Origin of the sequence: Carboxylicivirga linearis (assembly GCF_018271995.1) — a bacterium.
Lineage (GTDB): Bacteria > Bacteroidota > Bacteroidia > Bacteroidales > Marinilabiliaceae > Carboxylicivirga > Carboxylicivirga linearis.
The window spans coordinates 19152-32362 of sequence record NZ_JAGUCO010000020.1 but is presented as its reverse complement, the minus strand read 5'-3'; the positions used below and the strand labels follow the sequence as shown (position 1 = coordinate 32362).

The 13211-nt window shown below is 36.0% G+C and carries 13 protein-coding genes; 8 read left to right on the top strand and 5 right to left on the bottom strand.

Annotation, left to right across the window (positions count from 1 at the left end; translation table 11 throughout):
• Positions 1 to 39 precede the first annotated feature (39 nt).
• A complete protein-coding gene (locus KEM10_RS18295; protein ID WP_212217704.1) occupies positions 40 to 1833 on the top strand; it encodes an ABC transporter ATP-binding protein in 1794 nt (597 codons plus the stop codon).
• Here KEM10_RS18295 and KEM10_RS18290 read toward each other — a convergent pair.
• From KEM10_RS18290 to KEM10_RS18275, 4 genes are all read right to left on the bottom strand, one after another.
• Complete coding sequence (locus KEM10_RS18290; protein WP_212217701.1) at positions 1828 to 3180, bottom strand: outer membrane beta-barrel protein; 1353 nt, start codon at positions 3178 to 3180, stop codon at positions 1828 to 1830. The genes KEM10_RS18295 and KEM10_RS18290 overlap by 6 nt on opposite strands.
• A complete protein-coding gene (locus KEM10_RS18285) occupies positions 3174 to 3722 on the bottom strand; it encodes an RNA polymerase sigma factor (RefSeq protein WP_317196693.1) in 549 nt (182 codons plus the stop codon). Before KEM10_RS18285 ends, KEM10_RS18290 begins: the two co-directional genes overlap by 7 nt.
• Positions 3723 to 3894: 172 nt before the next feature.
• A complete protein-coding gene (gene smpB / locus KEM10_RS18280; RefSeq protein WP_212217698.1) occupies positions 3895 to 4356 on the bottom strand; it encodes an SsrA-binding protein SmpB in 462 nt (153 codons plus the stop codon).
• Positions 4353 to 4910 (bottom strand): YIP1 family protein, encoded by a 558-nt coding sequence (locus tag KEM10_RS18275; protein ID WP_244825993.1) that lies wholly within the window; start codon positions 4908 to 4910, stop codon positions 4353 to 4355. The genes smpB and KEM10_RS18275 overlap by 4 nt, the downstream gene beginning before the upstream one ends.
• A 198-nt stretch (positions 4911 to 5108) precedes the next feature.
• Here KEM10_RS18275 and miaA point away from each other — a divergent pair, with 198 nt between their 5' ends.
• A complete protein-coding gene (gene miaA, locus KEM10_RS18270; protein ID WP_212217694.1) occupies positions 5109 to 6044 on the top strand; it encodes a tRNA (adenosine(37)-N6)-dimethylallyltransferase MiaA in 936 nt (311 codons plus the stop codon).
• Here the strand turns inward: miaA and KEM10_RS18265 are convergent.
• Positions 6039 to 6878: an SMP-30/gluconolactonase/LRE family protein gene (locus KEM10_RS18265; RefSeq protein ID WP_212217692.1), complete on the bottom strand. Its 840-nt coding sequence runs from the start codon at positions 6876 to 6878 to the stop codon at positions 6039 to 6041. The genes miaA and KEM10_RS18265 overlap by 6 nt on opposite strands.
• A 170-nt stretch (positions 6879 to 7048) precedes the next feature.
• On the opposite strand from KEM10_RS18265, the gene KEM10_RS18260 reads away from it, so the two are divergent.
• The 6 genes from KEM10_RS18260 to KEM10_RS18235 all read left to right on the top strand — a co-directional run bounded on the left by KEM10_RS18260 (position 7049) and on the right by KEM10_RS18235 (position 13049).
• Positions 7049 to 8461 carry an adenylate/guanylate cyclase domain-containing protein gene (locus KEM10_RS18260; protein WP_212217690.1) on the top strand — a complete coding sequence of 471 codons (1413 nt, stop codon included), beginning with the start codon at positions 7049 to 7051 and terminating at the stop codon, positions 8459 to 8461.
• Positions 8462 to 8588: 127 nt separating this feature from the next.
• The gene (locus tag KEM10_RS18255; RefSeq protein WP_212217688.1) at positions 8589 to 10226 is read left to right on the top strand and encodes a dipeptidyl-peptidase 3 family protein; all 1638 of its coding nucleotides are present in this window, start codon (positions 8589 to 8591) and stop codon (positions 10224 to 10226) included.
• A 286-nt stretch (positions 10227 to 10512) separates the two neighbouring features.
• Positions 10513 to 10833, top strand: a complete 321-nt coding sequence (locus tag KEM10_RS18250; protein WP_212217687.1) for a hypothetical protein — start codon at positions 10513 to 10515, stop codon at positions 10831 to 10833.
• Between the two features lie 408 nt (positions 10834 to 11241).
• Positions 11242 to 12039, top strand: coding sequence for a CPBP family intramembrane glutamic endopeptidase (locus tag KEM10_RS18245; protein ID WP_212217685.1), 798 nt, complete (start codon positions 11242 to 11244; stop codon positions 12037 to 12039).
• 6 nt (positions 12040 to 12045) lie between these two features.
• Complete coding sequence (locus KEM10_RS18240) at positions 12046 to 12405, top strand: nuclear transport factor 2 family protein (protein ID WP_212217682.1); 360 nt, start codon at positions 12046 to 12048, stop codon at positions 12403 to 12405.
• Between the two features lie 59 nt (positions 12406 to 12464).
• Positions 12465 to 13049 carry a class I SAM-dependent DNA methyltransferase gene (locus KEM10_RS18235; protein WP_212217680.1) on the top strand — a complete coding sequence of 195 codons (585 nt, stop codon included), beginning with the start codon at positions 12465 to 12467 and terminating at the stop codon, positions 13047 to 13049.
• The last annotated feature ends 162 nt before the right edge of the window (positions 13050 to 13211 follow it).

Sequence of the window (13211 nt, the reverse complement as noted above, 5' to 3'; positions counted from 1 at the left end):
TTAAATACTATTTTAGTATTAGAATTTCATCTGAAATTAATGACAAAAAAGAACTCACTTTCATTAAAGCACTTGGTTCGGGCCGTTGAACTGGTTTATCGTAGCTCTCCTAAGTGGACTTTTATAAATTCAATACTCACCATTCTGCGTGGATTAATTCCTTTATTACTGCTTTTAGTAGTAAAACAGTTAATTGATGTAGTTGATCCTTCAAACGGAATTGATTCAATCAACAACACCGAAATCCTAAAATCCTTATCTTTAGTTGGATCTTTCTTTCTATTAAATGCCATTAGCGGCTCCGTCAATAGTTTAACTAGAGAAAGACAATCGCATTTTTTAAAAGATTATATTCAAAAATTAATCCATAGCAAAACGGTTCATCTTCCTTACGGATATTTCGAAGACAGCTCTTATCAGGATTTATTTTTCAGAGCGATTAATGAAGCTAACTTCAGACCTGGTAAAGTTTTCTATAGCATTTTAGGTTTATTTCAAAATACAATCACTTTACTTGTGATGCTTTCTGTTTTAACAACCTTTAATTGGCTTTTGATTCCTGTATTACTAGGAATTGGTATTCCAATTATTTTTTTTAGAATGTATTATTCGCGGAAAGAATATGAATTGAAGCTTGAACAAACAGAAGACGAAAGACGCTTACAATACTTTAATCGTTTACTGGTTGGAAAAGACTTCGCTAAAGAAGTTCGAATATTTAATTTAAGCAAGACTTTTAGCAACAAATACAACCAGGTAAGAGATGAAGTCAGAAACAAACAATGGTCAATCTCAAAAAGTAAAACGCTTAGAGAATCCATAGTTCAGATATTGTCGACCATCATACTTTTAGTTGTATTCTCTTTCATTATCTCGGAAGCCATAAAAGGGAATATAACCAACGGAGCTATGGCTATGTACTTTTTGGCATTGCAGAGAAGCTATGCCGTTTTACAAGAATTATTAACAAGAATGTCGTCATTACTTGAAGATAATCTGTTTCTAAAAAACTTTTTCGACTTTCAGAATATTGAAATTCCAGCCCAAAAAAATGCTAAAGGAAACTTCCCTCTCCCCTTGCAAAATGGAATCGTTTTTAAAAATGTTAGCTTTAAATATCCGAATACAGATCGTTACGTCTTTCACGATCTTAACTTATCAATCCCGGCTGGTCATACAGTCGCATTAGTGGGAGCAAATGGATCAGGTAAAACCACAATAGTTAAATTATTAGCTGGATTATATAAACCTACTAACGGAGAGATTTTGTTCGACAAAAACAATCTAAGTAAGATACACCCCAGTGATTTAGCTGAAAATATTAGTATTATTTTTCAGGATTTCATGTTATACAATGTTTCGGCAAAAGACAATATCCGTTTTGGAAATATGAGACGACCATTTAGTATGGAGCAAATAACCGATGCCGCCAAAAACGCAGGAATCCACAACATCTTCGATAATTTGAAAGATGGATATGACACCCATCTTGGTACGCTTTTTAAAGATAGTGAAATGTTAAGTCGGGGAGAATGGCAACGTACAGCATTAGCACGTTCTTTTTATAATGACGCCCAGGTTATCATTCTGGATGAACCTACCAGTTCTTTAGATGCCTACACAGAAGCTAACCTAATCAATCATTTTAAAGAAATAACAAAGAAACGAACAGCCATTATAGTAAGCCACCGATTATCAACCATCCATCTGGCAGACACCATTATCGTTTTAAAAGATGGTGAAATATGTGAAAATGGTTCATACGAAGATCTTATCTCATTAAAGGGAGAGTTTTATAACATGATTAATGTTTATCAAAACCCTTTATCATAGTAAAAAAGTAATTCCTCCGAAAACAGAAAATGAATAAGGTTGAAAATTATAGTCAGAAATCTCACTAATTGATTCTAAGTAATATTTGAATCGTGGTTCAACACCAATTCTAATTATTTTTGTAACTGGAATTTCAAAACCTAATCCTAAAGAGCTACTCCACGAAACAGGTTTAATACCTTCTGTCTCTCCAATGTCCATCTTACTATTTCCATCAAGCATATAGGCTGTGTTACCCACCAAAATATTCGAACTAAAACCTCCTGCAAGAGATACAATTGCAATACCATCCAACAATTTATATCGTGCCATCAGAGGCACTTCAATATATTCTAAAGACTGACGTATTCCATCTCCATCAGATAACAAGGATGCATCATAAATTGCATTTACAGATTCATATCCCAGACTGGCATTGGGGGCCTGACTGGAATTACTAAAACGAATCTTACCCATTGAGTTAGTATAGGTCCGGGGTAACTCCACACTTGTTCGTATCAATGCATCTCCATACATCAGATCGGACTGATAATTTGCAGAGCGACTAATTTCCTGTCCCACCTGAGCATATACCACTCCAGTCTCAACACTCCATCTTTTACTCGTTTCAATACGTACATTTATTCCCCCACCCATTGAATTAAATCCAGATTCTGAATAGTTATCATATGACCTAACTGGTGCTCCACTAGTATTTCTGTAGTTATAAGCTGATGAGAGCGCTCCTCCTACCAGAACCTGAAAATCCTTCTTGGATTCTGAATTCTCATTATATGCGTACAGCGGATAATATTCTTTTTTAGTAGTAGATTTTAGTTTAGTTGCAGAAACAGATGAGTTATTGGCCAAACCATAAATACCTTTTCCCTTCAGTAAGGACAGTTTCTTCTCAAGCGAGATAGCTTCAGTGCGTTCTTCATCATCTTCAGCCATATAACTATCTTCGTTCTGAGCCAGAAAAATATCTTGCTCACCCTTAATCATCATTTTATTGATTTCTTCTTTCTCTATAACAAGCTCAGACTTCTCTTCAAAAGCCATGACAGATTCGTCTGTATTAACATCTGCTTCTTCATCATATCGGTTATTCTTTTCCACCTCAACTACTGATGTGGATAGCCCAAGCTCAGTAACTGAATTTGGTTGAAATAATAGTATTGAAGTCAATACAGCGGCTACTACAGATGCAGCACCAACCATACCCCATATAACTACGATACTTCGTTTATTTTCTTTATGATTCAATCTTGAATCGATTCCCTTCCAAACATCGGCTGAAGGTTTTACCTCCAGTTTATCCAAACCGTTTCGGAAAGTTGCATCTATATTGTTACCAAGATCTAACATACCTCTTGTTTTTTCCCGTTCACTTTTGCTTCAATCTTTTGTTTCAACCACTGTCTTGCCCTTGACAAATTTGATTTTGATGTACCTACGGTAATGTCTAATTCATCTGCAATTTCTTTATGCGAATAACCTTCTATAGCATACATGTTAAACACCAGTCTGTATTTAGGCGGTAGTTCCTGAATCATAATCAGTAATTCTTGCTGACTAACAACCGGTATTGGCACCTCCTCATTTTCCTCAGTAATGGTTGGAAACTCATCCACCAATACTTCGGGCTGTTTCTTTCTAAAATATTCAATCACCGTATTGACTATTATACGACGAACCCATCCTTCAAAAGAACCTTTAAAACCAAATAAATGAATTTTTGAAAAGACTTTTATAAAACCTTCTTGCAAGCACTCTTCCGCCTCATCTCTGCCTTTACAATAACGCATACAAACACCCAGCATCTTGGGTGCAAACATATCATACAGCTGTTGCTGCGCCCTCCGCTTATTGTTCTGACAATCTTTAATTATTTTATCCAGTTCGCTCACTAATAAGATTAATCTTCAAAAAATGTTGATAAAAACAGAGTATTGAAATTAACCTTTTCATGCGAACAACACAACCTTGCACAAAGGCAAAATTCCTTACGCATAGACATTAAAGGGTTTAATATCTCTGATGAACTAGATTGGGAAAGGTTGCGTAAATGTGTAAAAGAATCTAATATTTTTTTCTAACTCGATCCATTTCCCGGCTGGCATCTTTCTGCTTAAGCGTTTCTCGCTTATCATGCTGCTTTTTACCTTTTGCCAGAGCTATTTCAATTTTGGCAAAACCTCTATCGTTTAGGAAAAGACGAACCGGTATAATGGTCAATCCCGATTCCTTTGTTTTACGCTCCAGTTTTTGCAACTCTTTTTTATTAAGCAGCAATTTTCTTTCGCGCTCGGGTTGATGGTTATTATAAGTTCCGTAAAAGTATTCCGAAACTCTCATTCCTTTTAACCACAGTTCGCCATTTACAAAATAGCAATACGAATCAACCAAACTGGCTTTACCCATTCGGATTGATTTTATTTCGGTACCCGCAAGTTGTATTCCTGCAGAAAAACGCTCTATCAACTCATAATCAAAAGTTGAGCGTTTATTTCGTATATTTATTCTATTGGATGACTGACTCATAAAGCAAACCTACTTAGGTATATTAACAATTTATGCAACCCATAAGGCATTAGTAATACCAGTACAGATAAAACTACTGTTTGCCAACTTCTTTGATCAACATTAACACGCATCACTTTAAGTCCTTCCCAAATGATGTAAGCCGCATAAATCACTAAAAAGAAAAAGAAAAATGTTTGTGGGATAAGGGCTGTAACAATACCCAATAAATATATGGGTAACGACGAATAAGCAATCATCTTAAATGCCAATCCCTTATCAGACTTCATACTTTCAATGGGTATTAGCTTGAGAAGAATAAAATAAGACATGTACAACCCAAAGAAGCATGCTGAAAAAATAAAAACTGCAAACTTAAGTGCGCTGGAAAAGTCCCACTCCTGATGACCGAATAAATACCCCAGAAATATTGCCAGACTATAAGCTCCAATCAATGGCAAACTGAAGGTCATCAGTATGTAATTAATTGAACTCCGTTCGGATACAATTATCTCCCAAGCCTTGGCTGGCTTGACAAGCAGATCTTTTATTCTATTGAAAAGATTCCTGTACATATGCCCAAACGTAACTGATTGCTTATTTAAATTATTAACTGACATAGACGACAAAAATAACAAAATTTATAAACTGACTTTGTTTGATTCTTCTTTGCATCAATAACGGAACCCTTCTTTTAGTATTATTTAACAAGCTGACTTTAGTTTTATTTTCGGTTAAAAATAACGTAGTTTTGAAGCTGATAAAACATTGCCATGTCTGATATTCAATTGCCATATAACTTATTAGTCATACTGGGTCCCACGGCCTCAGGTAAAACCACATTTGCCACTCATCTGGCCAAAAAACTAGATGGTGAAATTATCAGTGCTGATTCGCGTCAGGTGTACAAAGGTATGGATTTAGGAACCGGCAAAGACCTTGAAGATTACACCATTGACGGGCAACTTATTCCCTATCATTTAATTGATATAGTAGATGCCGGATATAAATATAACGTTTTTGAGTACCAGACCGATTTTTTTAAAGCCTTTGAAAAGGTTCAGCAAAATGGTCATTTCCCCATCATGTGTGGTGGAACAGGTATGTATATTGAGTCGGTGTTAAAAAAATACAAACTTATTAATGTACCCAATAACCCGGCCCTAAGAGAACAACTGGAAGGTAAAACAATTGAAGATTTATCGAAGATACTCGAATCATTTAAATCGCTACATAACCAAACTGATACTGAAACCGTCGCCAGAGCTATCAGAGCTATTGAAATAGAAACCTATTATCAGGATCATCCTGAAATTGAGCTTGATTTACCAGATGTAAATCCTTTAATAATAGGAGTCAACATTGACCGAAATGCGCGTCGCAAAAAAATTACTGACCGTTTGCAAAAACGATTTGATGAAGGTATGCTTGACGAAGTCCGTGCCCTTTTAGACAAAGGTGTAACACCTGATGATCTTATTTATTATGGATTGGAATACAAATATCTGACTCAGCATATCATTGGCGAATTAACTTACAAAGAAATGTTTGACAAACTAAATGTGTCTATTCATCAGTTTGCCAAACGACAAATGACCTGGTACAGAGGAATGGAGCGAAAAGGCACAAAAATACATTGGGTGGATGCCTTTGAGCCCATTGAGCAGCGAATGGAAAAAGTTGAGAAATTATTGAGAACACCTTTATAATTTGCCCCATCGATAAGCCACCACACGGTTATCGAAAAATGTAGGTACAAAAATTAGTTTACTTTCTGGTTCATATCCAATATCAGCACAGTTGATACTTTCGCCGGTTGTATCCATCAGCAATACTGGCTGTTGACCTGGTACAGCATGATATAATAATCCTTTCCATGACGAGAAATAATACCCTCCTTCTCCATCTGATTCGATTCCATCTATATCTTTAGTTTCAGAGAATAATTCCTCATACGACTGATCCACCATGCTAACTTTTAATATTGAACTTGATGTTCCCACTATTATATCATCACCTTCGCAAAACAAACCATTTACTCCCACTAGCATTTCTCCCTCTAACCATACTTTCAGCACTCCTCCTTTCAGCTTATAAATACGCTTACCATTACTATCGGACACAAAAACATCTCCATGACTATTAACAGCTACATCATTTAAAAATTGAGCATCTTCTCTTTTTATCCGATTATGAATCTGCTTTAGCTCAATATCAATCACAACCAGCTCATTTATATCCGAAACATACAAATACATCGAGTCAGCAGCCATTCCTTTTGGAGCGCTTAATCCGGTTACCCAATGTAAATCATTTACTTTCCCTGTAATATCCATCACTGAAATCATTCCTTTCCCATCCTTATCAGAAGGATCACCCGCTATATTCGATACAAATAAACAATTGTGAATGGCAGAGTAAAGCACCGATTCCGGAACCTCAAGAATGGCTTCTGTTGCCCATATCCGATTTAATTCTTGCGATTGAATGGAATTGAAAACAGTTACGTTGCAAACAATAATTAATAGTAGAAAATTCTTCATTTGTCAATAATTTTATAGCGTTTTCGGAATTATTCTAAATTATAACAACATTTTCAATTTATCAACGTAACCACTAGTGCTAATACGAAGTTTATTCATTAATTCTTAATAGTTTGATTTGATAAACTAATATTAAAAAACAGGATCTCTGAAAACCCTTATCAATAAATATGGATAGCATAGACGGTTACATAGATAGGATAACAAAGCTTGCCAACCGAAATAAAGAGCTCAATGATCAACTAAAAGGTTATATGAGTTGGTATGAAGATCTGCAACATCAGAACGAAAAATACCATAATCTTTTAGCTAAATATTCGGATAAAAACATTGAGGAAGAGCTAAAAACCACCCGTCGCAGAAAGGTAAAACGCTTTAAAATGGTTTCGGTTCTGTATGCTACTGTTAAGGGATTTAAAAAACTGAATGGACATCCGAGAGCACAGGAACTGATAGATGCATTGGACGAAGTTTATTTAAAGTTTGATGAGATAGCTAAAAAATATGGTGTTCTAAAAGTAAAAACCATTGGCGACACTTTTTTGTATGCTGGTGGCGTATTAGAAGAAAACCGGACCAACCCCATTGATGTTATCAACACAGCTATTGAGATGCGTAAAGTAATTCTCGACTGCCGCGTTGAAGGAGTGCACCGCCCATTTTGGAATATTAGTATAGGTATTCATACCGGGCCGGTTTTAGGAGAACCTACAGGACGTAAAAAACTACCTTATAATTTAACAGGTGAAAATGTAAATTTCACTTCACGAGTGGGAATGGCTTGCCCAACAGGTTGTATCAATATTTCAAATATGACCTACGAACTGGTAAAAGAGTTCTTTACATTAAATAAAAGCGGTCAGATTCCTGCCAAATACAAAGGCCTACTCGACATGTTTTTGGTTGGAGGTATCTTGCCCGAACTCTCAGAAAAAGGGAAAGGGCTGATTCCTAATCGCCAGTACAGCACTAAATATGGCCTGATTCAGTTTATGGATTTACAGGAAGAAGTGCTGGATATGATGGAACAAAAACTGCCTGCCAATTTGTATTATCACAATATCAAACATACTATTGATGTTATAACCGAAGTAGAGCTTATTGGTTGGGCCGAAAATCTTTCGGAAGAAGAAATACTCACGTTAAAACTGGCAGGACTTTTTCACGATTCAGGGCATACCCGCGACTACAAAGATCATGAATTGCACGGATCGCATATAGCCCGCGAGGTATTAGGTAACTATAATTACCCTCAGGACTTAATTGAAAAAGTATGCAGCTTAATAATGTCTACCCAGTTTCCTCCCGAACCTAAAAACTTGATGGAACAGGTAATTTGTGATTCAGACCTTGATTATCTAGGTAGAAGCGATTTTATTCCGGTATCCAACACATTATACAAAGAATTGAAAGAGCGCGATATGATTGGTACTCTCGACGAATGGAATCAAATGCAGCTTAACTTTATTCGAAAGCACCAGTACTTTACCGAAACAGCGCGCAGCCTCAGAGAGGTTAATAAGCAAAGTCAGATTGATCGTCTGGAAGAATTACTTGAAACCAAAGCGCCATCCAATCAATAATTTTTTTACCGCTATACTTAGCAGGGTAGTTGTATACCATTGCCTGTTTGTGTAATTTCGATCAATGAATTTTATTCTCTCATTAGAGAGCTAAAGAAAGAATTACAACACCTAAGAATCTTCTGTTATGAATAAACTTTTATTACCGTTTGTAGCACTCTTAATGCTGAGTGCATGTAATCAAAAACCAACTAAAATGTATGTTTCTTCCGATGCTGAACTACCGCAAAAGGTGGATGATTTTATCCCTTTTCAACTCACTACCGACCTAAATCAACTAAGCGATAAAGAAAAACAGATGCTACCCTTATTATTTGAGACGGCTCAAATTATGGATGACCTGTTTTGGAAGCAGGCATATGGCGATAAAAATGAATTACTGGATAACACAAAAGATCCATCCCTTCAAAAATTTTTAAAGATTAATTATGGTCCATGGGAAAGACTAAATAACAACCAATCGTTTGTTGAGGGAATTGGAGCAAAGCCTGCAGGAGCTGGTTTCTATCCTAAAGACATGACAAAAGAAGAGTTTGAAGCTCTTGATGATGATAAAAAAGACGATTTATATACGCTGATTCAAAGAGGTGACGACGGCAAATTAAAGGTTGTTCCTTATAGCGAAGCCTATAAAAAGGAGTTAACCAAAGCTTCGGAATTATTGAAGAAAGCTGCTACCCTGGCCGAAGACGAAGGATTAAGAACTTATCTTGAATTACGAGCTGAAGCTTTGTTAAGCAACGAATATCAACCCAGCGACATGGCCTGGATGGATATGAAAACCAACACCATTGATTTTGTGGTTGGTCCTATTGAAAACTATGAAGATGCTCTTTTCGGATATAAAGCTGCTTTTGAAGCCTACATTCTAATAAAAGACAAAGAATGGTCGGATAAACTTACACGCTTTGCTGCTTTACTACCCGAATTACAAAAGTCGTTACCGGTAGATGATACTTACAAACAAGAAGTACCGGGAAGCGACAGTGATTTAGGTGCCTACGATGCCTTATATTATGCCGGCGACTGTAATGCAGGTAGTAAAACCATTGCCATTAACCTTCCTAATGATCCTGAGGTACACGTATCAAAAGGAAGCAGAAAGCTTCAGCTAAAAAATTCGATGCGCGCTAAGTTCGAAAAAATATTAGTGCCTATTAGCAAAGTGTTGATTGATCCGGCACAACAGCAACATGTTAAATTCGATGCATTTTTCGAAAACACCATGTTTCATGAGGTGGCTCATGGCTTGGGCATAAAAGAGACTATTAACGGCAATGGTGGTGTTCGCGAAGCTTTAAAAGAAACATACTCATCGATGGAAGAAGCCAAAGCCGATATACTTGGCTTATTTATGGTGAGTGAGTTGGTTAAAATGGGTGAATTACCCGAAACTGATTTGATGGATAACTATGTAACCTTTATGGCCGGTATATTCCGCTCGGTAAGATTTGGAGCCGCCAGTGCACACGGTAAAGCCAATATGATGCGCTTTAACTATTTTCAGGAGCATGGTGCCTTTAGTTACAACGAAAACAGTGGATATTACACTGTTGACTTTGATAAGATGACTGAAGCCATGAATAGCTTATCAGCCGAAATATTAACCATACAAGGTGATGGCAACTATGAAAAAGCCAAACAAACACTGGCAGAGATGGGAACTATTCGTCCTGCTTTGCAAAAAGATTTGAATAAAATTGAAGAAGCCGGTATACCTGTAGATATTGTATTTGAACAGGGACCCAATGTAATTGGATTGTAAAGAACCATAATACTTAGTTAAGATGCCCGCTTTGTTATTCAAGGCGGGTATTTTTTTGCACTTAATCGTTCCGGCTAATATTCCTGTGAGTAACGCAAAATCCGTTTTATCACCAATTTCAATTCATTCAACTTACTATACAATATATACATCTAAGTTTAGCATTTTTTATTCATAATAAGTGTTACGATTTTGCTTTATTGCAATTAACAGTATATAACTCCTTTCGCCATCTTTAATTATCGATGGCAAAATATTAATATACTAACCCATTAAATCAGTTATTATGGCTAGACAAACAGAAAAAGAAAAGCGTGATTTTGTTGATCACATCCTTACAACTGCACAAGATGAAACGGAGACTTTAACGCAAGCAGGTTTTGACCCAAAGCTTCGAATAGAAGGATTAAAATCTAAATCAACTTTATTAAAAGAAGCAGAAGTTGCACAGCAAAAAGCTCAGGCTGCTGCCATTGATGCTACTAAAGCATCTAACGAAGCTTTGAAAGATGCCTATGACGATGCCTCGTCGTTTGTAAACTTAATAGAAGGCTTGCTGGGCAAAGACAATTCATTGGTGCATAAACTTCGTAAGTTCCGAAATTAACAAACTAACGAGCTATTTATTATGGGTTTGAGAATTGCTATACTCAAACCCATTTTTACTTTTAATTCAAGACTGAAGCCTGTTAAAACACGTAAACTTACCATCCTCCCCAATGTACTTATCATTATCCCCCTAGGGATGATGTTCATCCCCCGTAAACTTAACATCTTCCCCTGTGTACCCGACATAATCTTACAGGTACTCAACACCATCCCCATTGTACTTATGGCAAGTACATAAGGGATAAGCATAATCCCCCATGTACCCGACACCATCCCCCGTGTACTTAGCTTGTTCCCCAATGTACTTGAGGCTATCCCCATTATTTTTATTTCTACTCTTGGTATATTTAATTATGAGAGCTAATTTGGCTGAGTAAAACCTTTTGTATAACCTAAAGCTTAACTTTTGAAAAAAGAATTCACCCTTAACTTCTGGCATGCACTTTTATTGCTAATTGGAGTGCGTTTATTAGCCGGTGTCATATTCGCATTGGCAGCCTTATTATTTACAGACCTATACGATAATAGTGACATATTTAAAATTTCTCTTCATTATTTAGAATCATTACTTTTTATCCCTCCAACAATATTCTTTCTTAAAAAAACAAATATCAATATTAAAGAATCGTTTTTTATACCTGCCTTGTCAACCGTTATAAGTGTAATTACAATAGTTGTGCTTTATCAAACTATAGTAATCACACCTCTATGGAGGACTAATGAATTTATTGAATCCTTATTAAATCATCAACTAAAAATATTTGGTGGGAGTATAAAATCATTCTTTTTTCCATTCCATTTTAACGTGATTATTATGGGTCCTATCATTGAAGAATTATTTTTCAGAGGTTTAATACTAAAGAACTTTTTAAGAAAATACTCTCCTGTTTGGGCCATACTTCTTTCAAGCCTGTTATTTGGTGCACATCATTTAAGTATTGCCAACCTGCATTACTATGTCATCGCAGGCATGTTATTTGGTTTTATATATTACAAAACTAATTCTTTAATTATAGTTACTCTTGCTCATATCTTGGTAAACATTATTGCTCAATTCAACTTTGAATATATTGAATTAGATATGTCTAATTCTATACTTCATCTATCCATTTACACTATTGCTTTACTATCAATTGTGTTTTTATTAAAAAAAGGTTTAAAACCAATTCCTATAAATGATAGATCACCGTACAGCGATAAATAATATCATATGCAACCTAAAGAAATAATACAGTTATTTGTCCAATATTTTAATCAGGGTGACGCCGACGCTTTGGCTGAACTTTATGCTGAAGACGCCATCAATCATCAGGTGGCTAATGAGCCAACAATAGGCAAAGAGGCCATCAGGCAAATGTTTAAAACTGAATTTGCTCAGGCAGAGATAGTGTGTATTGTTGAAAATATTTTTGAAGACGGTGATTGGGGTATTTTAGAATGGAAAGATCCTCTTGGCTTAAGAGGCTGTGGATTCTTTCATATCGTTAATAACAAAATTCAGTTACAGCGAGGATACTGGGATAAACTATCATTTTTACGACAGCATCAATTACATCTACCAACTAAATAAGCACGCAAAGTTATCGCACAATTTTAAGTTATTGGTATTATAACCTTTAAAATAGAACAATGAAAAATGAATGGGATGATTACGCCAAAGAATGGGAAACTAACCCTTTGGTAATAGAGTATTCAAAACTTGCCTTTAAAAGTTTACAGGACGAAGTGAATATTGATGGCCTAAACATTTTGGATTTTGGTTGTGGCACCGGAGCCCTCAGCGAACTATTATTACCCCGGGCTAAGAATATTGTTGCTCTAGATTCATCGGCGGAGATGATAAACGTGTTAAAAGAGAAAAAGCTATCAGGAATAGATTTGATTAACGATGTACTTAGCAAAGAATTAATCCAATCTCATCCATTATTGTCGCAAAAGTTCGATTTAATTGTAGCATCATCGGTTTGCGCCTTTCTTCCAAATTACCCTGAAACACTCAAATTAATTTCATCGTTACTCGCAAAGGGTGGCACGTTCGTTCAATGGGATTGGCTGGCGGAATCTGACAATGCTGAAACAGGATTTACGTCCCACACTTTGGAGTCCGCTTTTAAACATGTACCATTAGAAATATCCAAACTTAGTATTCCTTTTTCAATAAACGACAACAACACTCCAATGCCCGTTCTAATGGCAAATGGAATAAAACTATAGCTTAAACTTATTGAGAATCGACGTTGAATAAAACAACAACGCAGATTGACCTTTCAATCCGCGTTTTGTCTACTGAAAAAGACTGAGTTAAAACCCAGGCATATCGTTTTATTATTGGCATGCTTATTAACTATTATAAAAGTAGGAAGAAGCAACCTATTC